Here is a 22,936-nt window from a genome sequence, read left to right on the forward strand (position 1 = left end):
TAGTTTATATTACTATACCTTGGGGTTCTGGTGGCTATGCTTTTTTTTTGCTGGTAACTATAAACAAGATTAATCATTTATTCGCGTAATACATACGCGAACACTTCTTTTTTGTCCAAAGTCCAATTGGTAGCGTTGACTATATGCAGTTGGAGATGACGAAACTCAAATTCTAGTTGATAAACTTCATTGAGAGTAAATTGAGAAGAAGTATGAAAATAAATCTTGCGGCTAGGAGAAACTTTTACCAGAATCGTATTGCGTCTGGTAATTTGTGTTACCCGACCCACACAAATTGATGGCTTGATTTCTTCAAGTTTTTCTTGTATTTGGATACTGACCACAACTCCAGTAGAAGATGTAATGGGAACGCATTTCCATATTCCTGTTCCTTGGGACTTACTTCCACGAATTTTGATTTTTTCACTGCTATCAGCAATTAAATATCCGTCTTCTATTTGTCCTGACAAACACCATAAAATTTCCATTAAGTTCATCTGTAATTAAATGTCCATTAAGTTTAAAGCACTGCTCGAGTTAGGTCTAGCTTTCAGGTAGCGATCGGTGATCGCTAAATTGGCATGACCCAAAGTTTCTTTCACCAGTACCGGATTAGTCCCGCGTTCAATGGCGTGAGAACCGTGGGCATGACGTAACCAGTGAGCCGAAACCAGTTCGCTTAATCCCGCCTCAAGGGCGATCGCTTTCACAATCGGGTGTAAGTTTTGTCGGTCGAGGTGTCCCCCCTTTTGACTTGGGAACACTGCCAAAGTTGGTATTGCTTGACCTTTAAACTCCATTAATTCCGCCCAAAGCTTCGGCTTGATGAGAATTGTCCGATTTTTGCTGCCTTTGGCTTTTTTCACGTACACCTGACCACTTTCGCCACGGGGTGTCAAATCTCCCCATGTTAGATCACAGATTTCACTTGCCCGTAACCCTGCCTGATACAGGAGTTTGATAATTAACAAATTACGTAGGGCTGTGTACTGGCGCTTAGGAGTTTTAGCATCAGTTAAATGCCTAGAAGCTGCCCGTACCAACAATTTAATATCAGCTTCGTCTAAATAGCGTTCGTTGATTACATCCGGTAGTTCACCCAGTTTTAGCGCCATACCAACATTAAAAGGGAGATATCCAATTTTATGAGCGAAACTAATCAAGCTTTTTGCTGCGGCGATGTATATTCGTTTGGTGCTAGGGGCCTGATTCTGAAAGTCGCTGGCGTATTCTACCAAGTCTTCATAGGTCACTTTTTTGAGCGGCTTGTCCAAAAATTCCAGAAATCGCCGAATGTAGCGTCGGTAAGAGATGATAGATGACTCTGCTTTTCCTTCCAGCCACAGCCCAATCAACTTCGCCTCCGCCTGGGCTACTGGCAGGGAAGCAAGAGCTTTTCTATGGGCTGTTATGTGGACAAGAGAGAGCGTCATTTTTATTACTCCCTTAATAATCAGACACAACAATAGTTTCGTCTGGTTTTATAGTGTCTGATTTTTATTGTCCCTCAATGAGTGCATTCCAACTCACTATTTCACAACGGAAAAATTCTCCTTTTTTGCGTATAGTACACTTATAATACGCAAAAAGCTGATACAAGCAATACTATTAGTGACTATCCATTGCGGATTGAGAGGCGGGTATTTCCTCCGAGTATTGCCGTTTATACACGGGCTTTGTTGTAGTAGAGGGAGGTGCTATTTTTGGGTGTGGGGAATTAAGAAAAAGATTTGCAACGGCGATTGCTGAATTGAACCGAGTACCGTGGGTTTAAACCCCCCGGTTCAAAAAATAAGCAAGTTTTGGGTCGGGGTCTAAATAAGAGTCACAAAACTTGCATTTACGAATTACTTTCCTTGTGCCGAGCGACTTGTACTCTTGCTAGTCGAAGTAAGTCGAGGTATTACGAATTACGAATTATTTTAACTAGCGGGTTGACAATTTAAAGTTTTGTGAGCTACAAGAAATGGAACCGAGCGATTATGCAGATGAGCAGTATGGGTATTTTTAGCAATTAGCGTCATCACTTAGGATATTTAATACTTAGTGTTTGGGGAAGATGGTTGATGCTGGAATTGCTACGGGGTGATATTTATATTTATTTGCAATCGCCAATGGTAGCCGTTGGCGGTAGCATCTCTTCATAAAAGACACCGCTTGAAGAATGCGCTGACACATTTGGCGATGATAGCATCAAGGTAATTCATCATGACAAATTACACGATTTAATAAGCGTGGACAGTCCAAGTTTACCTAGATGATACGCTCTCCATGAGCAATACAGGGCGTAAAAAAAATTAGCATCTTTCAACTGTGACCAAAGGAGGTGGGAGCAGTTTATGGCGGGAGCAACTCGAAGGTCGTGCTGGAATGGGAAGTAATTGCGGAGGTTGAATTGCGATCTCCCTAACAACTAGTGCCTGATTTTTACTACGATTGCGTTTTCTTCCATTCGTCTACTGTTAAGCAAGTTTTCCCAGTGGGTATTAATCCTGTGGTTGCTGACACACCGAAATTTGTCAGCGCATAATTTTCTACTTCTGCATCTTTAAAAGCCTGTTCCACTACCTTTTGCTTCTCTTCTTTTGACAAAACTTCAACTTTCACATTCTCTGGCGTAGGAGTAGTGCCTGTTTTCTTGAGCATGAAATTTTTCACATTGTACAAGCCTTCTTGTCGCGGCTTCCCTAAATTTAAGCACCCTCTTGATTTCACAAATAGTCCTGTAGCCCAAAAATTTCTTACAAAATCCTGTTTGTTAACAAACTGAACTCTATTCGCTCCCCAGACATAAACAGGCTCGAAATATCCCTTAGATCGAGGGATTTTGGTTTCGTTGCACCTTGTTCCGTTTTTGTACGGAGCATTCCAGTCTCCGCATACCTTCCAAGTTATTCTATATAAGTTAGGTGTCTCTTCTACATATTGCCTTATTTGCTCCTGTACTTCCTTATCTTTCTGGCTTTGCACATCAGTTAACTTAGTCCCATAATCATTCTCTGCCTGAGCAACGTTGGGAGCATCAGACTGACAAGCTCCTAAGCATAGTCCTACAGTTATTGAAACAAGTGCTGTAAATATTTTTCTTTTACTCATAAATACTCCAAAAAATGATTATGAAAATTAATTTCCAATTTCCTTGCTTGACCAAATATCTACTTCTAACAAATGCTGAAGTACAAGCTGCAAGTATTATAGTTCCAATTTGTTCTATACATGCAATCAAGGCAGGGGAATAATTCGTAATTCGTAATTCGTAATTCGTAATTCGTAATTGAATTAAGACAGACACTTCGGGGTGGGGTTTCTACCTACCTTGGAAAACAATGATTCTTTCTCTGACGAGACGCTAGCGCGAACGCGCCACTTGCGGGCGTTCGCGTAGCGGGACGAAGTCCGGTTTTAACAGTTATCAGTTATCAATTATCAGTTATCAGTTAATTTTTCCGTTGGGAGTTAGAGTCCCCCATTTCTAAAAATGGCGTGTTTCGGTCGGGGATTTGACCCCGACCGAAACTGTGATAATGCGGATACTTGTTAACTGTTCACTGATTTAAACCTTCACTTTTTTCATTAAAACTAATTTAAATATTTCGCATCATAAAACTAGCCAATAGTCAATACCCCCTATTTGACACTTACTGAAGAAGTTGCAAAAATATTTATACTAATAAACGATTAAGGATGTGAGTATATCTTGCACAAAGACTGATAATAGAACAAAGAATTTTTATCTATGTAGATTATTAATGTTAGAAATATTGCTCCAGTACTACAGTTCTGTTTTTTTCAGTACCAGAGTACGTGGATTTTCGGGTTGACTTATTCAAGAATGTGCCTATCCCTCAAGACATCGTTCAGGAGAACGAAAGCAGATGCGTACTGACTACGGATACCCAGATTTTGCTGCTTCAGCAACAGCAACCCTCTCACCTTCCCCAAAGAATGACAGGGCAAAAAAAGGCACACTTACACTCATGGGTGTGACTGGTGTGCTGATGATAGCAGAGATGTCCGTCCACAATATATTGATGGGTGGATTTATGATTGCGTCCGCCATCGTCATTGCCTTGCCGAAACAGTCACAAGCATTATTTACTAACTTCGATAAACTACAACGAAAGTATGGAGTTAATCTCTATGCTGTCTTGTTTGCGCTATTAGCAGTAATTTGTCTAATTGATTTTGCGGCGGCTCCAGCTAATGCTCAGTTTTTCAATAATGCTCAAACTTGGATGACCAACACTTTTGGTAATGCCAACAATGGACAAACATCAGCAGTTATCGAACTTTTTTTCAATGTATTGAGAGGTTTATTTCTATTATATGTTGGGATCAGTCTAGTTCAGATTATTCAATCTGCCCGGAATGATGAAGACTGGCAAACACTAGCAAGAACTCCATTAATCATAGTTATGGCAGTTTTTGTTGGAGATTTAATTACTGGTTTGATTGTTCAGTAAAAAAAGGTCTTTGGGTTATCAGTTAATGATAAATACGCATTTGGATTAATAGCTGATAACTCTTTATTCCATCGATAAATATGTCAGAGAAGCATGATTTTCGGACAGTAAATCGGATCTTAGGAGAAAGACCAAGACTAGGGCCATTCCCTGCCGACCAAATATTTCCCTGGACATTAATAGCAGTAGTCAATGTATTTATCTTTAATTATCTACTGAAAACAAGTTGGTTAGGTACTGGATTAAGTATTGCTTGGGGATGGGCAACATGGTGGACAATTTCTACAAATAAAGAGTTTTTCGGTAAATTCGTCAGCGTCCCTCGGATTAGTAGGGGATATATGAGATTTCAATCAATACAACAGAAGTCGTCAGTCACAAGTCGTCAGAAAAATAAGTTCTGAGTTCTAGGGAAATTTCAGTTATTAATAAAGTTATGCCAAATTCTTCTAATCAGGCTAAAGATAAATTAGGTAAAGTCGCATTATCAAAGGAGCAGATTAGTGTTGTCAAAATGCTCACTCCCTTTGAAGATATTATCCATTTAGCGGGCATTTGTGACCTAAACTTAGGAGGTAGGCAGGGCGTAGGCGCATTAATTCTCAAAAAAGGTGAAAATATTCAAATCAAATTCTGCTTTGATTGTTTAGGGATTCATCCGAATTTACAATCAGAGCAAATGCTGCCTATATTTGAGGGCATAGAAGCGGGACTAAAAGAAATTCCTTCAGGCGAAAGCCTCACAATACACTTAGGGTCTTTTACCTCGGATTATTATAGACAAAAGGAACTATCTTCTTTAGAGTCAACTTGCTCTATTGAGCCGTTAAAGCTATTGATTCGTAGTGAGAGATTGCGAGTTAAAGAATTAACTCAAAGTGGCACTAGAAAAAATAAGTTTCTCAGGCTATGGTGTACGTACACTGTTGTTTCTGATGATGAGCGTTCTCATGATTTTATCGAATCGATTATCAGAAAATTAGAAAAAGGTTGGTTTTCTTTTACTGGAGAAATTCATGCTCATAACAATACCAAAATTGAAAATATCCTCCAAAATTCCTTTAGCAATGGTTTTTTGCAATGGTCAGCCATACTAAGTAATAAAATGAAACTTGGGATTAGAGTGCTGAATGCCCAAGAAATATGGGAAACGACTTGGCAGCAATTCAATCTGTCATCGCCACCAGCAATTCCTAATCCTCTAAAGATAGATTCCGCCAATGGACTAGTAGAAACCCAAACTAGTGATTTTCATATCCGCCACCAGATGTTAGAGAATGAGCTATCTGTGCCATTCTTTGATAGGAAATGGGTAAAAATCCAAAATAAATATATTGGGGCGCTCAACTTCAGCCAAAAACCAGGGGGCTGGTATGACGAACAAGCTCAATTACGTTATTTGTGGGAACTAATCTCTAGAGACAGTATTTTTGATACAGAAATTATTTGTCAGGTAACAAAGGCAAATCAAACTATCTCTAAAACAAATCTTCAACGCATTACCAAACAATCAATTACTAACACTTCTTTATCTACAGATAAAGGAAATATTGATGTCAAGTCGGGGATGAATATTGAAGAAGCGGTAGAGGCGCAGAAGACAATATATAAAGGGAGTGTAGTTGTGCATACCGCAACAGCTTTTCTAGTTCACCGCCCAACTATTAGGGAATTAGACGAAGCTTGCCGATATCTTGCCAGCTATTTCTTGCGTCCGGCGGTAGTTGACCGGGAGATTGAATACGCCTGGAAGCTATGGTTGCAGTGTTGTCCATTTGTTTGGGAACCACTGTTAACCAAGCCTTTTAACCGCCGACTGCCATATTTTAGTTCGGAAGCACCAGGGCTAATGCCGTTGATTAGGACTGCCACAGGCGATTGCACTGGCTTTGAGTTAATCGCAGAAGAAGGCGGCACACCAGTACATCTAGACTTGTACCAAAACCACAAGAATTTGGCAGTCTTCGGCGCAACTCGAAGTGGTAAATCTGTACTGGTGGCAGGTATTCTTACCCCGGCACTTGCACAAGATATTCCGGTAGTGGCACTAGACTATCCCAAACCAGATGGTACATCCACTTTCACCGACTACACTAATCTACTTGGTGAAGATGGTGCTTACTTTGACATCTCCAAAGAATCAAACAATCTCTTTGAACTTCCTGATTTGCGGTCTTTGGATGCAGAACTGAGAAATGAGCGATTGAACGATTTTAAGGAATTTCTCAAATCAGTGCTGATGACAATGGTGATTGGAACTAGCACTATTGGCGTTAACCCTTCAATGGTTACAAACATTGAGTCAATTATTGCGTTAACATTAAAAACTTTTTTTAATGATGACGAAATTAAATTGCGCTACAAGTTAGCAATACATTTTGGATTTGGAAGTCAATATTGGAGCGAAACTCCGACGCTGAAAGATTTTTATAATTTTTGTTCTCCAGCTTTCATACAATTAGATTCTATTGCTAGTAAGAGTCAAGAGATTTCCGAAGCCTTACAGCAAATCAGGCTGAGAATAAATTATTGGTTGAGTACCAGGGTAGGACAATCAATCTCACGCCCATCCAGCTTTAGAACTGATGCCAAGTTGTTGGTTTTTGCACTCAGGAATTTATCAAGTGAAGCTGATGCTGCCATACTTGCGCTCAGTGCCTATGCTGCTGCATTACGTCGTGCATTATCATCAAAAGCTTCGATATTCTTCTTGGATGAAGCGCCAATCTTATTTCAATTCGATGCTATCGCCTCGTTGATTGGGCGATTGTGTGCCAATGGTGCGAAGTCTGGTATCCGCGTTATTATTTCTGCTCAAGAACCAGAGACTATATATCAGAGCAAAGCTGCACAGAAGATATTTGCCAATATCACTACACGTTTAGTAGGCAGGATTCAATCATCAGCCGTTGACCCGTTTATTGTTCGCTTTAAATATCCTACTGTTATCATTAGGGTCAATAGTACAGAAGCTTTTTATCCAAAAAAGTCGGCGATTTACTCTCAGTGGTTGCTTGATGATAATGGCAAACTCACATTCTGTCGCTATTATCCTGCCTACTGTTTATTAGCCTCAGTTGCTAATAATCCAAATGAGCAGGAATTACGCAGTTTGTTTCTCAAACAATACAAAGATAATCCTCTGCTTGGGTTAGTCAAATTTAGTGAGGATTATATCAGAATGATTCGGGGGGAAGAGTTCTCAGAATTGGCTAAAACATTGCTCTCAAGTTTACATTTAAAGCAGGTGGCGTAAGATGAAACCAATCATGAAGAAATTGACTCTTGGTGCGATAGCTTCTGCGACTTTTGGCAGTTTATTTATTGCTGCACCTAGCTATGGCATCAGCATCAACGATTTTTTTAGTTCTATCGTATCGGATCTTAAAGGAGAAGTTTCGGAAATTCAAGCATGGGCTAAGGATGAGATTAACAGCGCTTGGGCTGACATCAAAGAAAACGCTAATGCGGCAATTGATAGTTCTATCGGACAATTGGGTGCGCCCGACCCGATTGCTTCGGCTGATCAATTGAAAAATACACTCAAGGATGATTATTCTTATCCTGTCGCCCAAGAAAAAGCTCAAAAGCTAGAGCGTGAACTGACGCTTGGTTCTGTCGCCAGCGTGATTGGGAAAAAAGGGCAGCAGCAAACTCAAGAAAAAATTGATACTACTGCACAAATCGCCCAACAAGCAAAAGGTATTGCTGATGAGGCGCAGAATATGGACGCTTCTCAGAACATCCTCAAAGCGATCGCGTCTCAGAATGCGCTAATTGTGTCGATGTTAGCAGAACAACGTACTGATTCGCTATTAGCAAGGCAGGACAATGCTTACTCTAACTTGATGCTAACACAAGTAGCGGAGCATCTTGATTCCCAAAGGCAAAAGGAGAACTCCCAAGAATATGGCAGATTGTCTCTAGTGCATGAAGTGGTACTTAATGCACGGCTAGATCCTACTTCTGCTGACTGATTAAAAGGGTATAGAAACACAGTAGGAGGTAAAGTTACAAGAGATTTTTACTCCTATACAAACAATCAACTAACGTTCAAATATCTGACAAAATTACTGTATTGAGCAAGGATTCAAATCATGTTTTTACTAGCCAAACTCTTCGGGGGCGATTTAGCTGATTTAGCAAAAGAAAATGCAGCTTCAATAGCGCAAGGATTTGATGAGCTTTGGAACGAAACTATTACAGGTGGTGTTTATTCAGCAATTTGTGACGTTGGTGCTTTATTCGCTATAGCAACACTAACTTTCTTCGTCGTTGAATGGACAAAAAAAATGATGGCGGGGGAAGAACAAAGAGCTTATACAGACTTTATTTGGCCGTTAATAGTTGTCTATCTCCTAAGTAATAACGGAGATGCTTTAGGAAAATCAACTTTGGGGATTAGAAACTACATAAATAATGTAAACAATATAGTTCTTAGCAAAGCGGCGGCAGGAATTGACCTCAAGCAAGCGTATGAAAGTGCATTGGGAACTGAAGCAGCACGTAGCGCTATTGGTATTGCTGTAAATCAATGTAGAAATTCATCTTTAAGTCAACAAGAACAAATCAGCTGTTTGGATCAAGCTAGAGAAGATTTAACCAAAAAATATCCAGATAAATTTCAAAAACATGATGGAGTTTTTGATTGGTTCATAGATGCGGTTGATGGCGCTATCGATGCTTTTAATGATGTGAAAGATGGTCAAGCAAATGGAATTGATTTAATTTTATCTCCCATTAATGCTTTTGTTGGGTCTGCTGTTACTGACATAGTTACGATAATTCTAGTCGGGATGAATGGGGCTTATCAATGGGGAATTGAACTGACTATGCTCGTAACAGCACTGCTGGGGCCTGTAGCTGTTGGTGGCTCTCTGCTACCTTACGGAGCTAAATCAATTTACAGTTGGTTAGTCGGATATTTCAGTGTAGGTTTTGGCAAGCTCTGCTTCAATATCATTGTTGGTTTCGCCGGGCAATTAGTCGCTGATTCTAAAACTTATCAACCGATGTTCTTCCTATTTACAATTGGTATAATTGCGCCATTCTTAGCTACAGGTTTAGCGGCTGGTGGCGGCATTTCTGTTTTAGCTCAAATTAATAAAGCTGCTGAAACTTACAGTGGTATTGCCATTGAGGTTGCTAAAGGTGTTGCTACTAAAGGTGGTAGTTTAGTCGGGAAATTAGCTAAATGAATCAATTCAAAATTCAAAATTCAAAATTCAAACATTTTAGACAGCCACGCCACTTGCGGGTGGGGTTTCTACCTACCTTGGGAAACAATGATTCTTTCGCCCACAATGGGCGAGGTTTTAAACCTCACTTCTTTTCATAAAACCTATGCTGAATCAAAAAAAGAAAACTCAAGCTAGAGAACCATTACAATTACTTAGGTACAACAAATATGTGACAACAAGAGTTGGGATAATTTCTCTAGCTGGGTTTTCAATGGCTGCGCTTTCTCTGTTATTACAATTTCTAAATTATGGAGCGATTAGTGTTTTAAACAAAAAACAATTGGCATTAGTACAACTCTCATCAGGAGAGACAATTGCCGCTAGAGTAGTAGACCCAAAACAACGGTCTGATGAAGTAATTAAAAAATTTGTATCTGATACCTTCATTAAGATGTTTAATTGGGATGGGATAGTACAAGCTTTCAATGAAAAAGGTGAGCCGATAACTAAGCAAGACACTGGAGTAGAAGTAGGTAAAATTAATAATAAATCTAATAGCCGAGTTACAAGTAAAGCTTATGATGCTGCATTTGCTTTGAGTGAAAATGGAGGATTTAGAGCCGCATTTCTGAAAAAATTAGCCTCAATTACTCCCACGAGCATATTCAATGGTGATACACAAGTATCTTTAATTCCTAGATTTATTTCACAGTCACGGCAACTCAGAGATGGAAAATGGGAAATAGATTTTATTGGTACGCTCGTAACTTTTGAACGTAGTGATAATTCAGGCAAAGGGATTACTTTTAATAAAACCATTACACTTTCATCAATTTCTAATCCAGAGTATATCCCAGCTAATACTAGCGAATTAGCTAAGAAAATCTATGCCGCCCGGAGAGCCGGATTAGAAATTACCGAAATTGTCGATTTAAATTTGGGCAAAAGAAAATGAATGAAGAGAATAATAAAAATGGGACTGTATCGACTTTAGAGGATTTGCTGCAAATAGATGATGCTAATAAAACTAATGGTGATAAAGCACCAGAACCGGAAAGTTTATTAGTAGCGACTAAGCACACATTTGTCACTTCTCCTTGGTCAAGACTAGCAATAATTGCTGTCCCTTTTGGAGTTGGATTTTTAGCTATATTTTTGATGCTCAATGGTGTTTTCAATCCCGCACCAGCACCAAAGATTGCTCTGAAAACGCAAATACCCACTACTGAAGAAACCCAACAAAGTAATGATGGCGATGGCGATGGCGATGCCCGTGCAAAACTGGCTCTATCCGATCAAGCGGATGAACTGAACAAAATTAACATTGACCAAAAAGAACAACCAGCACAAGTAAAAGTCTCTCAGACTCAAAAGGCCGTGCCATCCACGCCGCAAAACTCAAGCGACTCGATTGAAAAGATCCGCCCCAGGTGGCAAGCGGCTTCTAAAGTTAACAAGATTACTTTAGCTAACAATTATTTACCTCAAGAAAGCCAAATTCTCCAAGGGAAACAAACTCGTTATTTGACAGTTGGTTCATTTGCTACTGGTGTGATTGTTACCCCATTAGTTCAAGATACAGTTAATAATTCAGGGCAGACACAAACACCAACCCCTAATAACACTAAGTCTATTGCTAGACTGACTCAGGATTTACACGATAACTATGGGCAAGTGGCAATCCCTTCGGGTACTTTATTGGCAGTCGAGTTAGCTTCGGTTGATGGGGGCAGTTATGCTATCGCGTCGGTCAGAGCGATCATCAAAGATAATACAGAATATCCGATTTCTGCGGGTGCGATTTCCGTGACTGGGGAAGGTGGTAGACCCCTCTTGGCTCGGAGATTTCAAGACAGGGGTGGCGAGATTGCACGAAATGACTTGTTTAGCGGTGCTGTGTCTGCGTTGGGGAAGGTTGGGGAGATTATGAACCAACCAGATAATGAAGAAGAAATTGAGGATGAATTTACAGGTAGGATTCGTAGACGTAGTAGTGGCAATCAGCGCAATCTCACTGGTGCGTTAATGTCAGGTTTTTTTGGTCAAGTTAGCCAAAACATCAGCCAACGTAATCAACGTGCTACTCAAGAAATTCTCTCTCGCCCGAACGCTTGGTTTATTCCACAAGGAACCAAAGTCACTTTTAATGTCAATCGTTCCCTAGAGTTGCCGTCAGAAACCTTACCCCCATACCTGAAGGAAGGGGTTTCCACGGGGCGAGGAATCTGATGAAAAGCATAATTAACACAGTTACAAGCGGCACTCTAGCGTTGGCTCTCGCGGTGACTCCACTATCCACAATTGCCGCACCAGTCGTTCGCACCATCAAACAAACTCAAGCTAGTGGTCAAGGTGCAATTTTACAAACTATCAACGTTTGGAATGGTCACGGGGTAGCAATTTCTTTCTATGAAATTGGCGAAACTATCAAAAAAGTCTGGTTAGACGACCCATCGCAAATCCTGCTTGACACAGATGGTTGCTTAGAAGGATTGGATCAGAATTGCTCTAAAGGAGGCGCTGGGCTGATTCATCTGCGGCGGATCAAGAGAGTAAACATTCCCGGAATACCGCAAACATCTACCACTTTGTTAACAGTAGTTACGCAGTCATCCTCTGGTGAACGCAAGACTTACAGTTTTCGACTAGCAACAAGTAATGGCACTCCTAAATATAGTCAGGTGACGATCCTTCTTGATGTGGCACGAGAACAAACAGCCCCGAAACCTGAATTGCAATCATTAGTTAAAACACAGCAAACAATTAACCAAATTCGAGGCGGTATTGTTGCTGCTATTAAAAGTGGATGGATGAATCAGCAAGATGAACTACACCAACGCTTGCAAAAGTTAATCGGTTATTTACAAGCAGGGGATGACATTTCTACTGCTGCTAATAAGGCTTCTGTCTCTCAAGACTTAGTTAACAAATTAATTGCTTTGAGTAATAGTTCTGATAATTTAACACAAGGTAATGGCTGATGAAATCATCTTTTCGCCTCAATGATAACGCCTTACGTTACTTAATCTTTTTTAGTTTAGTAGGTAGCTTATTGATTCATAGTTTTATCAAGTACGGGCTACTCAATCAAGCAATTGGAGTAATCTTGCCCAAAGCCTCTGCACAAGTTCCTTTCATTAATTCCGCAAACGGTTTTATCCCTGATTGGTCACGCATCAAATTCACTGACATGATTATTTCTGAGAGTGGCCACGTAACTTACCCTGGCGTTAGAGGTACAGAAACTAGAACCTGGACGGCAGGACAAAGCATTAGCGAGTTTATGGAACTGGGTGATTTTGAAACCCCCCAATTAGCAATAGAGAATTTGAATCTCTCAACCATAGCCTCAGTACAAGAAATCAATTTAAGTCGGCTGAGACTAAATGATTTCCAGCTAGCAGGGTGGCAAACTTTACCCAATTTAGTTAAAGCAGTTCCCGCCTTGGGTAATAGAAGTGTTATTAGTGTTCCCCCCATCCGTGATTTTGCCCGTAGATTTGGGATTAATGGTGGCAGAATCAGCAACCTTAGCCGTGTTCCTCGACTACGTAATATTCAACTTGCGCGAGGAATTAACTTAAGAAATTATCCGCTTACATCCATCCCTAACATCCAGAACACATCAATCAATCGGTTTGCTAATTGGCAAGACTCGAAAATTATTGGTGTGCCTGGACTATCCACCCTAACTTGGGATAACCTACCAGGACTACGAACACTTGACCTTTCATTTATTGCTTCATTGGATCTGCCATTACGAGATATTGAGGCTAACCGTACTCGCTCTATTTCTGGTAGCTATCAAGATGGTTTTAACGTTCCTTGCTTCCAAACTAACTGCGCTCATGCGGAAATGTCCGGTATTGGCAAGACTACTGGTACACAGTGGATGTCCGGGAAGTTTCAGAAAGTTAATGGTGGATTTGGCATTTTAAAAGCTCTTAATGGTGGTCAAGAGCCTACTGGCAGGAACCCCTTTGGCTCTAGTTTTAAGCAAGTAGTTTGGAATATTGATGAAGCAAGTGGTTCTGTCGAGACTGCTATGTTTTTCCGCATCTGCAAAACTATACCCTTCATTGGTCGCACTTGCAGTCCCTACTTCATTGGGCCTGTGCCTTTTATTGAGTACCGAGAGAAAGACCCTATCGTTCTTGGTAAGCCAAATTCTCTACCTTAAATATGAGCAAATCTTTCACAACAAATAGTGCTATCAATCAAGGATTTCGCTTCGAGCAATTACAAAATCCTGATCATGCAATTGGCAAGTATACTCATCAATTATTCACTCCCAATGGACTAACAGTTTTATCCTTGCTTGGCGCTTATATTTTGATGAGGGTATTTTTTGGCGACTCTAACAAGAAGAAAATTGCTACCTCTTATTGGGGTGGAGCTAAAGAAACTGCTACTGCTCTGAAATTAGCCATCTTGCAAATCGCCAATCCCCAATGTGATAGTGCGGCACTTTACATTGGTAAGCATCAGGAAAAAGGTGGTGGCACTACTTTCTATATCCCTGATGTACAACGAGGTACGGCAGTCATCGGCGCTCCCGGCTCTGGCAAAACATTCAGTGCCATCAACCCCATGATTTACTCGGCTATTGATCAGGGTTTCCCATGTATAGTTTATGACTTTAAGTATCCTTCTCAAGCGAAAGTTGCTGCCTATGCCAAATACAAGGGCTATGATGTTCACATCTTTGCACCGGGATTCCCTGAATCTGAAGTCTGCAATCCTTTAGATTTTCTCCGGGATAGTAGTGATGCCGAATCGTCCCGACAAATTTCCACTGTTATCAATAAGAATTTCCGACTTCTGGGCAATTCAACTGAAGATGGGTTCTTTGGCCCTTCGGGGGATCAGTTGACTCAGGCAATTCTGATGTTAGCTAAAGAATTTGGCGATTACGCCGATGTGATGACTTGTGCTGCAATACTCTCTAGTGAGCAAATGGTCAAGCGCCTGATGGCTGCTTCCCTTAACCCTTGGGTGAAAATTGCCTTTGGTCAATTGTTTAGTTCTGCCGCGTCTGAAAAAACCGTCGCCGGCATTGTTGCAACTGCCAGTATTATGTTTACCCGATTCATGGCGAAAAACACATTAGGATGCTTCATCGGCAAGACAACTTTACCTTTGGAAATTAAAGGAAAGCAGATGATTATTTTCGGGTTGGACAGAGAACGCCGGGATGCAGTAGGGCCTCTCATGACCAGCATTTTACACATGACCATCGCCCGAAATATTGCTTCTAAACGGAAAGATCCACTCATCGTTGCACTGGATGAATTACCGTCTATTTACTTACCTGACCTGTATAGATGGCTCAACGAATCACGCTCCGAGGGCTTCTGCGGTATTATTGGCTTCCAAAATATGGGGCAGCTTGAGAAGAACTACGGTAAAGATATTGCTAAGGCTATCCTTGGCGCTTGCAGCACTAAGTTCATATTCAATCCTGGTGAGAACGAGTCGGCGCAATTATTCTCCAGCTTCTTAGGTGATGAAGAAATTAAGTATAAGCAAAAAAGCCGTTCTACTGGTAGTAAAAATAATAGCACTAGTATTAGTGATCAAGAAAAAACTAGAAAGCTTTTTGAATCGTCCCAATTTCTCAAACTAATTGCTGGGAAATGTGTTTTTATTAATCCGGCTTATGCCAATAAGAAGGAGGGGTCTGTTCCTTTGCTCAAAACTATCAAAATTAATGAATCACTCCAAAATATTGAGAAATATAATCAACTTAAATGGGCAAGGATTGTCACTTTACTAGCTAGGAAGAGTACACAGAAGTTTCCCTCTCAGGAAGATTTAGCTTTGCGAGTTAAGCAAGTTGAGTCACGCTTCCCCATTCCCGACAATCCTCAAGCTGTTTCTAATAATTCTGGACTAACATTCAAAGAAGTCGGCAGCATGATTAATCAAAACAAATCTGACAGTGGAATTTGATTGTTATGAAAATGACTATTGAAGAATCGAAAATTAATAATTTTGAACTAATTCAAACACTATTTCCCGAAAAGATTTTAGCAAATGGTAGTTTGATTGATATTAGTCTGCCTCCCCTTCAAATTATTCAGGAGTTTAAGACTTTATCTGAAACTAGACGAAAGCTGAGGAATTTGGGCATATATACTCTCATCAGCTTAAAAAACATTTATATTCAACTCAATCAAGAATCTTGCCTGAAAATTATTGACCAATATATTCACGGTATCGGCTGGCATGATTTGCAGTATATCTGTTTTTTAGATATTCAACCTAGCAATATTTATATTCATATTATTTTTAATCGCGTTACACCCCAAGGTAAGCTCATCGATATCAAATGCTTGGGAGCTAACTGGCAACAATATGAGGTTCTGCGTCAATCTTGTTCTCTCATTATCGACAACCCTGTTCATAACAAATATTTGCAAAGACGATTCTGCAAATGTTGTGGTTAGACAATAGTGTGGCTGATTAAAATAATTCGCTTTTTCGCCCATGACGCTACGCACAGTCGCTAACGCTTTTTCCGTGAAAGTGACTCTTATTTAGATTTAGGCTTCAATTCGCGCTGCTTGATAGTTGCAGGGGACTTAAACCCCCAAACTTTGTTAAAATAATTCGTAATTACGAATTACGAATTACGAATTATTTTAAGTCCCCCGCTTCAAAAATCACGTAAGTAATGCAATCGGGGTTTAAATCCCCAGACGCTCGCGGACTCGCTAACGCTTCGCTAATACAAAACTTGCATTTCCGAATTACTGTCTTCTCTACGAGACGCCCAAGGGACGTAGCGGTAGCGAAAGCGTTGCGGTAGAGAGGAACGAGCGTCCGCAGGAGCGTCATTACGAATTATTTTTACTACATCCACAAGAGCCACACCCTAATAAATATGTTTGATGAACGACATCTACAACTCACTTCCGCTTACGCTAGAGCTAGTCAGCATTTTATTAGAGCTTTTATTTATCCTTTAGGAGAGTTTATTTATAAATCAATCGAATCAGCTATTGATTTAAAATGTCGAATTGAAATAGGAGAAGAAACTTATTTTCTTACTCCTGATGAGGATGGTGGTTGGAAATGGTCTAAAGGTAACTTTGAAGGTGTAACAGATGAGCAAATAGAACAAGTAGAAGACATGATGGCATATTTATTGCCTAAACTTCTCCCCGGTAGTAATGATATAACACCACCGAATTTTCCTCCTGATCCTGATTTACCTCCAGTTTTACCCAACCCGAATTTTCCCAAAAACCTTCCTCCTTCAGGTACAGTCGTTGACTTTTTAAATATACAAGTTGAAAGCAATAATACTCGGGAATATCAGTATTTTACAAACAGAAATGATTACGTCACAGATGCAGGTGAAATCAAAGATATATCATTTACGGGGATTGTAGATAATTCCTCCATTTTAGAAGATGTTGTGCAAACGAATGACATTCATGAAGACTATAAGCAGAGTGAAGTGATTAATTCTCATGAAATTGGCGATGAGCATTTAACAGTAGAGTTGATTAGCGGCCAGAAAATCCCAATCAGTAGTGAAAAACTTGAGCCACAAAATACTCAAGATATCCCCGCTCACCCAGAACATATTGATCCACAACATTGGCACGAACTAGTAGTAGACAGTGCGATCGCGCCAGATATTGCTCGGATGAACTTTGAAAGTCTTCACTTTAGCCAGGCAAGAGGTTCACATTCAGCTTGGGATCGTTTAATGACAAGCGAAAGCCTACCGCGCACAAATACAGGCAGGCTATCTGGTGAGATATTAAAAACATATTCCTACCTAGATTCTACCGATGGCTGGTGGTGTAATGCGGGAGTAGATCCACGAAAATTTGAAGACTTAACCCCTGGAGAGACTGCTCCGTGTAAAGATTGGGGATGCTACAAGCCAGACCGCCCAAGACCAAAAAGAGGTCAGGACTCTCAGATAATTGAGGGTAAGTTCATCAAGTATGAACATCCGCCTAAAACTCAATTGAGTATTTTCTTGCTGGATGTACCAGATGAGATTGCTAATAAAGTTTATCAAAGGGCAGGTATAGACCCAACCGATAGCGATCGCACCTCTGGATTTTGGTATTGCGTGTGGAAGCACAATATCCCACTCGTTATTACCGAGGGGGCGAAGAAAGCGGCTAGCCTACTATCACATGGTCACGCAGCCATCGGGCTACCGGGAATTTCCTCCGGCTATCGCTCACCTAAAAATGAATGGGGTCAGAAAATTGGTGATTCTTATCTAGCTGATGAGTTAGCTATTTTCGCTACTCCTAGTAGAGAAATCAAAATCTGCTTTGATTATGAATCCTTACCTGAAACTAAGCTCAATATCCAAAGAGATATTTGGAAGACAGGAAGCTTATTACAAGAATTTGGTGCTGTCGTTAAAGTAGTAACGCTGCCAGGGCCGGATAAGGGTGTAGATGATTTTATAGTGGCACAGGGAGGAGAAAGTTTTGGAAAGCTATCTGCCGGGGCTATATCTCTAGAGTCATGGCATCAAAATCAACTTGATAGTTTACGTTTTACTATCAAACTCAAAGATGGCACAGTCAAAACAATTGCTCAACAAAAAGGAGACTCTACTGTGACAGATGATCCCGAATTAGGACCAAACATTGGTGTATTTAAAAAAAGTCGTGCTAAATCACCTATTGACCCTAGTTCACAAATTATAGATATAAAAGTTAATGATTCAGACATTATTCATGTAGATGTTGCCCCTGAGCCAGCCCAAGCAACTGAACCACCTGTAATTCCACAAAACACAAAAAGCATTAGTTCCTGGGCTAAAAAAGAAAATGTTACGCTTTATGAGTCTAATTTTTTTAGAAAGCGCCTAGAAGCTAGTGAGAATAAACAAATAGCCTTTGCTGCTTATACTTTGTTAAAAAAATATGGTGTTGAGGGCAAAGATGAACAACAGCAGACCAGTGGCAAAATTTACCATACTGATGCTTTTGTAATTAAGAATCATGGTGCTGATAAATACAGTATCTCTCGTCGTCATGATGATGTAGAGTTAATGTCTTTTCAGGCAGATAAATGGGGACACGTAGGCAATATTAAGCTTGTCTTTATAAATGAGAAAGATAATTCCAATACTCCTAATAAATCAAAACAGCAAATCAACATCCTGCCTATTGAAAGACAAGAGTTTTTGTTGATTGCAGATTACCTTCAAGCCGGGAAACAACTACCTGACGTCGATGAAGACCCGCGCCAAATTGCATCTACTCTTTCCTCGCTCTCCCCTAAAGGTACACATAACATTTTAGAAAGTTTCAAAGAAAAAGAGGTATTAAAAATCCTGACCCAAACTATCACTAATTTTGGGCAAGACGACTTAACTTTGGGTAATTACCGCATTCTTTTCCAGCAAAGCACTGACGCTACATCTACTCTGCAACTACTCAAAACCGAACATAATGGTACTACTAGGGAGGCTGTTCGTTTTGAATTTGAACGTACTGAAACTGGAATGACTCACCAAGTCAAAGCTTTGGCTATCACTGAAGCTGATTTGGAGAAGTTAAGACTATTGGCTCAAAAACTGCGTATTAATTATCAATCTTATGAAGGCAACCCGACAGACACCCGTGACATCGACTTGCCCGTTCATCCCGAAATTACCCGTAATTTAGACAGTGTTGCCAATCAGTACAACAATCCTTTACGGGAAAAACTTTCAAAAACTGGCAAGCTGACTATTGGGGAGCAACGTGAACTTTACCAAAAAATTCTCCTTCAAAGTCAAGTCGTGCAGCACAACAAAGGGCAAACGAATATCTCACTTCCTCCCTTAAGTGACATTGTTCAAGACTTGATGAATACTCGTAACCAGATGATTAACGATACTTACTCTCCCAAGGTTGAAGTACATTCCCAAAAATCTCACACTCCACAACAACGTACTACTAATTCACAGGAATTAGAATTGTAATACCTATGCAGTCTAGCTCAGTGGCCGAAACCATCACTATCATCAACCGCAGCAGTGGCTTTTCTGACAACCAGATGGCCTATAGACTGGCACTGATGATGGAGAAATACTCACCCTCACCGTCAATAACTCCCGCACTAGACCCCACACAGCGTGAAAATATTATTGGTGAGGTGAGAAATACTTTATCTGTGTCCCAAAATGCTCAAAGTACTGAAGAATATAGGCAATCCCTTAAGGAAAAATACCACCAACAGTACGCCCAGAAATTTGGTTTGGGTCAAGCTGACACCATAGAAGACAATAGTTCCAGAGTAGAAAATTTAGTTAATGAAAGGAAAAAGACGTTCAAAGACCAGATATTACAGTCTCTTGGGCGCAAGTTACCTTTAGTTGAGCATCAAAAACCATCACCAAAGGAGACTGAAAATAATGAGGTTGTTAAAAAGTCTCTCATCCCTGCACTAATGAATATTATCGTTACAAAGGGACAAGATACTGTTGGCGGTCGGGTCTATGAAGGCATGGCTTATCGATTAAATTTGTTGATGAGAGAAGGTATGCAGCGTCTGACTGTTTGGCGCAAAAGTGATAATCAATCGGCTTTTAGTGCTTATAAAGTAGATGCTAAGGAAGAATACAAAGTAATACACAATCACCTTTCACCACAAGAAACACAAAAGCTGATCAACTTTGATATTAGACAGCAACAGCAACAGCAACAGCAACAGCAACAGCAACAGCAACAGCAACAGCAACAGCAACAGCAACAGCAACAGCAAAACGAGCGTTCTCCTGACGGCCCAGAGTTAGACTAACTAAAATACCCGACAAACAACCCAAGAATGTACGCACTTACTAAAACATATCGCTTTGTCACCCGCTCGAATTGTGACCAGGGTGAGATGATCACAGCTAATACTATGTAAAACAATGCTTGTAGAAAATCGTTGTGCCCCAGTTTGATGATTGCCGCTATCATCAAGGCCACAAAAATTAGAAATTCCACTCCTGTTTCAATCCTGTCCCAAAGTTTCACGTCATACAAGTAACGCATCAACTCACCTCTGTTATTTGAGGCACATCCTACCATCAACCCCATATATCCCGTCATCTTTGTAAGGAAATACAATAGTGAATTTAGTTCCTTGCCTAACTACCGAGTTTACGCTTATCCTCAAACCATGAGCATGAGCCACACATAAGGCGATGTACAGTCCTAGTCCCATCCCCGATTGATGTAATAAATTGCTATTTGGCGCTCGCCATAATGGGATAAATATATTGGAAATTTGTTCGGCGGCAATCCCACAGCCGGTATCTTCAATCTCAACAATTAAATCATCTTCTTGATTGAGCAGCCTTAAAAAGATATCTCCGGTAAGAGTGTACTTAATAGCATTTGTCACCAGATTACACAGCATTCTGTCAATACTTATGCTATCACCCCGTACTTGCGTTCCATGCTTGTATGTTACTTGTGTTTCATAGTGAAGATTCAAGGAATGATACTGCGCTATTGGCTTGAATCGAGAATAATTATTTTGTAAAAAACTTAACATATCAAACTGCTCCACTGTCACTGGATTTAGTTCAAAAAAAGCAGTTCTTTTAGATTGAATCAAACTCACCCCTCGCTCATTCGTTTGTTGTAAAGCTATCAGCAACGGTTTGATATCTTCTAAAGACTGTCCATAAGCACCATCAATTATCTGATTCAAAACTAACGATGCTCCTTGATAGTTGTTTGAAACATCGTGTAACAAACCTAATATGCTTAAAACTTCTTGTTGCATAACTATGTTTCCAACGACAGATGGTTATTTTGACTACTTTTATGAATAAATTTTATATAAAATTTGAGAATATTTTTATTTTAGTTATAAATAAAAATTATCCCATCAAGCTTTAGTACTAAACTTGATTTCATTTATCTGGAAAGACTTTTTCTTACTTACTTCTATTTTATCTGACATATACAAAAAGTAAAAGACTTAACACCAATAACTATGTTATAAATATTGAGTTATCTTATAATCGAAGTGATCTATGATTCGATTAGCGCTCATTGAGGATGAAGAACTCATTAGGTTGGGGATCACTACTGCTATCAATCAACAACCAGATATGGAAATGGTCGGCGTTGCTCGTACTGGTATTGAAGGGATTAGTTTAGTTAAGGAATTAAATCCCGATGTCATTTTGGTGGATATTGGTTTACCCGACATATCTGGGCTAGAAGTGATTAAAGAGGTCAAACTCAATAGCAACACTAAAGTTGTTGTTCTTTCTTCCCATTCTTCTCAAGGCACTGTTCAATCAGCTTTAAATGCCGGTGCTGATTCTTACCTTCTCAAGAAGAATAATATTCCTCTTTTGTTAGAAGCCATTAAAACAACTTTTTCTGACCATCAGTGTTTTTTTGACCCTTATATCAGCCGACGGAATTTTTGTCACCAACAGAAAATCAAGGGTAAGACTTATCAAGATAATCTCACTAATACTGAAATCCAAATTGTTTCTTTGATGGCAGTCGGTTTTTCTAATAAGCTTATTGCCGAGCAGTTATTTATTAGTGAAAGTACCGTCAAAGGACATGTTAACAAGATTTTTGCTAAGTTGGATGTCAGCGATCGCGTCAATGCTCTGATTGAAGCTAGTAAACTTGGGTACATCGAACAAGATTACCTTCAGGTAGGTTAGCTACTTACCTATTACCTACTTGAATTAAACAATAGCCTTGGGTTTTACTCTGCTGTGTTTGACAGGCTTCAATTGCTGCTTGATTCTTCAAGATTATTTGATACATCTGTTTACCCTCTTGGGATTTTGCCCATTGGAGAATCTTGATCTCGTTACGTGAGACTACTACTGACTGATTTGTTCCTAAGTTTGAAACAACATTCCACGTTGTCAAGGAACCCAACAAGGTACTGCCAGCCGCTACTAATCCACACACAAGAGATACTGTTCCCAATCCCCAGCCGGACTGCACTTTCATGCCTGCCGTGCCATTCGGCTTAATTTTTTTTATTTCATCACGCACAGCACTGGAGACAACCGTATAGTGCATTGACTCGGCTTCTTTACTTGTCTTTTCCAGTTTTTGGTCTATCAGTGCTGCCCACGCTTCTATCATTGCCTCCATTCTTGCCTGGAGGTCTATCATTGTTTCTTCGTATCGACCCAGTGTCGCCATCATCCTAAACGTTGGATCGTCTGGCGTAATTCCTAGTTGATATGCCCCTTCAACTATGCGTTTTTGTTCTGATGGGGAGTAGCCTTGTAATGTGTCTTGTAGTGTCATCAGAAAAATGGGTGGAAACCCCGTCCTAAAG

At 40.1% G+C, this 22,936-nt stretch carries 20 protein-coding genes; 14 read left to right on the top strand and 6 right to left on the bottom strand.

Annotated features, from left to right (window positions below; translation table 11 throughout):
* Positions 1-77: 77 nt before the first annotated feature.
* The 3 genes from LC605_RS16795 to LC605_RS16805 all read right to left on the bottom strand — a co-directional run bounded on the left by LC605_RS16795 (position 78) and on the right by LC605_RS16805 (position 3,096).
* The gene (locus LC605_RS16795; protein WP_229548658.1) at positions 78-488 is read right to left on the bottom strand and encodes a hypothetical protein; all 411 of its coding nucleotides are present in this window, start codon (positions 486-488) and stop codon (positions 78-80) included.
* Positions 489-503: 15 nt separating this feature from the next.
* Complete coding sequence (locus LC605_RS16800) at positions 504-1,433, bottom strand: tyrosine-type recombinase/integrase (RefSeq protein ID WP_229548659.1); 930 nt, start codon at positions 1,431-1,433, stop codon at positions 504-506.
* Positions 1,434-2,430: 997 nt separating this feature from the next.
* The gene (locus LC605_RS16805) at positions 2,431-3,096 is read right to left on the bottom strand and encodes a hypothetical protein (RefSeq protein WP_229548660.1); all 666 of its coding nucleotides are present in this window, start codon (positions 3,094-3,096) and stop codon (positions 2,431-2,433) included.
* A 779-nt stretch (positions 3,097-3,875) separates the two neighbouring features.
* On the opposite strand from LC605_RS16805, the gene LC605_RS16810 reads away from it, so the two are divergent.
* The 13 genes from LC605_RS16810 to LC605_RS16870 all read left to right on the top strand — a co-directional run bounded on the left by LC605_RS16810 (position 3,876) and on the right by LC605_RS16870 (position 20,416).
* Positions 3,876-4,463 carry a hypothetical protein gene (locus LC605_RS16810; protein WP_229548661.1) on the top strand — a complete coding sequence of 196 codons (588 nt, stop codon included), beginning with the start codon at positions 3,876-3,878 and terminating at the stop codon, positions 4,461-4,463.
* A gap of 80 nt (positions 4,464-4,543) precedes the next feature.
* On the top strand, positions 4,544-4,867 hold the full coding sequence (locus LC605_RS16815; protein WP_229548662.1) for a hypothetical protein: 324 nt from the start codon (positions 4,544-4,546) through the stop codon (positions 4,865-4,867).
* Between the two features lie 32 nt (positions 4,868-4,899).
* On the top strand, positions 4,900-7,719 hold the full coding sequence (locus LC605_RS16820; RefSeq protein WP_229548663.1) for a type IV secretory system conjugative DNA transfer family protein: 2,820 nt from the start codon (positions 4,900-4,902) through the stop codon (positions 7,717-7,719).
* A 13-nt stretch (positions 7,720-7,732) separates the two neighbouring features.
* Entirely contained in the window at positions 7,733-8,440 is a 708-nt protein-coding gene (locus LC605_RS16825) for a hypothetical protein (RefSeq protein ID WP_229548664.1), read from the top strand.
* 120 nt (positions 8,441-8,560) lie between these two features.
* Positions 8,561-9,661, top strand: coding sequence for a hypothetical protein (locus LC605_RS16830; protein ID WP_229548665.1), 1,101 nt, complete (start codon positions 8,561-8,563; stop codon positions 9,659-9,661).
* Positions 9,662-9,806: 145 nt separating this feature from the next.
* Positions 9,807-10,598: a hypothetical protein gene (locus tag LC605_RS16835; RefSeq protein ID WP_229548666.1), complete on the top strand. Its 792-nt coding sequence runs from the start codon at positions 9,807-9,809 to the stop codon at positions 10,596-10,598.
* On the top strand, positions 10,595-11,872 hold the full coding sequence (locus LC605_RS16840) for a TrbI/VirB10 family protein (protein WP_229548667.1): 1,278 nt from the start codon (positions 10,595-10,597) through the stop codon (positions 11,870-11,872). Before LC605_RS16835 ends, LC605_RS16840 begins: the two co-directional genes overlap by 4 nt.
* On the top strand, positions 11,872-12,624 hold the full coding sequence (locus LC605_RS16845; protein WP_229548668.1) for a hypothetical protein: 753 nt from the start codon (positions 11,872-11,874) through the stop codon (positions 12,622-12,624). The genes LC605_RS16840 and LC605_RS16845 overlap by 1 nt, the downstream gene beginning before the upstream one ends.
* Entirely contained in the window at positions 12,624-13,823 is a 1,200-nt protein-coding gene (locus LC605_RS16850) for a hypothetical protein (protein ID WP_229548669.1), read from the top strand. Before LC605_RS16845 ends, LC605_RS16850 begins: the two co-directional genes overlap by 1 nt.
* Before the next feature lie 2 nt (positions 13,824-13,825).
* The gene (locus LC605_RS16855) at positions 13,826-15,595 is read left to right on the top strand and encodes a type IV secretory system conjugative DNA transfer family protein (protein WP_229548670.1); all 1,770 of its coding nucleotides are present in this window, start codon (positions 13,826-13,828) and stop codon (positions 15,593-15,595) included.
* Positions 15,596-15,600: 5 nt separating this feature from the next.
* Entirely contained in the window at positions 15,601-16,092 is a 492-nt protein-coding gene (locus LC605_RS16860; RefSeq protein WP_229548671.1) for a relaxase/mobilization nuclease domain-containing protein, read from the top strand.
* 437 nt (positions 16,093-16,529) lie between these two features.
* Entirely contained in the window at positions 16,530-19,598 is a 3,069-nt protein-coding gene (locus LC605_RS16865; protein ID WP_229548672.1) for a DUF3854 domain-containing protein, read from the top strand.
* A gap of 5 nt (positions 19,599-19,603) precedes the next feature.
* On the top strand, positions 19,604-20,416 hold the full coding sequence (locus tag LC605_RS16870; RefSeq protein ID WP_229548673.1) for a hypothetical protein: 813 nt from the start codon (positions 19,604-19,606) through the stop codon (positions 20,414-20,416).
* Here LC605_RS16870 and LC605_RS16875 read toward each other — a convergent pair.
* Together LC605_RS16875 and LC605_RS16880 are read right to left on the bottom strand one after the other, a co-directional pair.
* On the bottom strand, positions 20,413-20,655 hold the full coding sequence (locus LC605_RS16875) for a hypothetical protein (protein ID WP_179070171.1): 243 nt from the start codon (positions 20,653-20,655) through the stop codon (positions 20,413-20,415). The two genes, LC605_RS16870 and LC605_RS16875, sit on opposite strands and share 4 nt — an antisense overlap.
* Before the next feature lie 13 nt (positions 20,656-20,668).
* Positions 20,669-21,394: a cell wall metabolism sensor histidine kinase WalK gene (locus LC605_RS16880; RefSeq protein ID WP_229548674.1), complete on the bottom strand. Its 726-nt coding sequence runs from the start codon at positions 21,392-21,394 to the stop codon at positions 20,669-20,671.
* A 253-nt stretch (positions 21,395-21,647) separates the two neighbouring features.
* Between LC605_RS16880 and LC605_RS16885 the strand changes: the two genes are divergently transcribed.
* Positions 21,648-22,301, top strand: a complete 654-nt coding sequence (locus LC605_RS16885; protein ID WP_229548675.1) for a response regulator transcription factor — start codon at positions 21,648-21,650, stop codon at positions 22,299-22,301.
* Positions 22,302-22,305: 4 nt separating this feature from the next.
* Here LC605_RS16885 and LC605_RS16890 read toward each other — a convergent pair whose 3' ends face one another.
* Positions 22,306-22,905, bottom strand: coding sequence for a DUF6753 family protein (locus tag LC605_RS16890; protein WP_229548676.1), 600 nt, complete (start codon positions 22,903-22,905; stop codon positions 22,306-22,308).
* Between the last annotated feature and the right edge of the window lie 31 nt (positions 22,906-22,936).

Origin of the sequence: Nostoc sp. CHAB 5836 (genome assembly GCF_020829445.1) — a bacterium.
In the GTDB taxonomy this organism is placed as follows: domain Bacteria; phylum Cyanobacteriota; class Cyanobacteriia; order Cyanobacteriales; family Nostocaceae; genus Nostoc.

Excerpts from the sequence above, each read along its gene's own strand:
- LC605_RS16795 (WP_229548658.1), bottom strand. The coding sequence starts at position 488 with ATGGAAATTTTATGGTGTTTGTCAGGACAAATAGAAGACGGATATTTA.
- LC605_RS16800 (WP_229548659.1), bottom strand. The coding sequence starts at position 1,433 with ATGACGCTCTCTCTTGTCCACATAACAGCCCATAGAAAAGCTCTTGCT.
- LC605_RS16805 (WP_229548660.1), bottom strand. The coding sequence starts at position 3,096 with ATGAGTAAAAGAAAAATATTTACAGCACTTGTTTCAATAACTGTAGGA.
- LC605_RS16810 (WP_229548661.1), top strand. The coding sequence starts at position 3,876 with ATGCGTACTGACTACGGATACCCAGATTTTGCTGCTTCAGCAACAGCA.
- LC605_RS16815 (WP_229548662.1), top strand. The coding sequence starts at position 4,544 with ATGTCAGAGAAGCATGATTTTCGGACAGTAAATCGGATCTTAGGAGAA.
- LC605_RS16820 (WP_229548663.1), top strand. The coding sequence starts at position 4,900 with ATGCCAAATTCTTCTAATCAGGCTAAAGATAAATTAGGTAAAGTCGCA.
- LC605_RS16825 (WP_229548664.1), top strand. The coding sequence starts at position 7,733 with ATGAAGAAATTGACTCTTGGTGCGATAGCTTCTGCGACTTTTGGCAGT.
- LC605_RS16830 (WP_229548665.1), top strand. The coding sequence starts at position 8,561 with ATGTTTTTACTAGCCAAACTCTTCGGGGGCGATTTAGCTGATTTAGCA.
- LC605_RS16835 (WP_229548666.1), top strand. The coding sequence starts at position 9,807 with ATGCTGAATCAAAAAAAGAAAACTCAAGCTAGAGAACCATTACAATTA.
- LC605_RS16840 (WP_229548667.1), top strand. The coding sequence starts at position 10,595 with ATGAATGAAGAGAATAATAAAAATGGGACTGTATCGACTTTAGAGGAT.
- LC605_RS16845 (WP_229548668.1), top strand. The coding sequence starts at position 11,872 with ATGAAAAGCATAATTAACACAGTTACAAGCGGCACTCTAGCGTTGGCT.
- LC605_RS16850 (WP_229548669.1), top strand. The coding sequence starts at position 12,624 with ATGAAATCATCTTTTCGCCTCAATGATAACGCCTTACGTTACTTAATC.
- LC605_RS16855 (WP_229548670.1), top strand. The coding sequence starts at position 13,826 with ATGAGCAAATCTTTCACAACAAATAGTGCTATCAATCAAGGATTTCGC.
- LC605_RS16860 (WP_229548671.1), top strand. The coding sequence starts at position 15,601 with ATGAAAATGACTATTGAAGAATCGAAAATTAATAATTTTGAACTAATT.
- LC605_RS16865 (WP_229548672.1), top strand. The coding sequence starts at position 16,530 with ATGTTTGATGAACGACATCTACAACTCACTTCCGCTTACGCTAGAGCT.
- LC605_RS16870 (WP_229548673.1), top strand. The coding sequence starts at position 19,604 with ATGCAGTCTAGCTCAGTGGCCGAAACCATCACTATCATCAACCGCAGC.
- LC605_RS16875 (WP_179070171.1), bottom strand. The coding sequence starts at position 20,655 with ATGCGTTACTTGTATGACGTGAAACTTTGGGACAGGATTGAAACAGGA.
- LC605_RS16880 (WP_229548674.1), bottom strand. The coding sequence starts at position 21,394 with ATGCAACAAGAAGTTTTAAGCATATTAGGTTTGTTACACGATGTTTCA.
- LC605_RS16885 (WP_229548675.1), top strand. The coding sequence starts at position 21,648 with ATGATTCGATTAGCGCTCATTGAGGATGAAGAACTCATTAGGTTGGGG.
- LC605_RS16890 (WP_229548676.1), bottom strand. The coding sequence starts at position 22,905 with ATGACACTACAAGACACATTACAAGGCTACTCCCCATCAGAACAAAAA.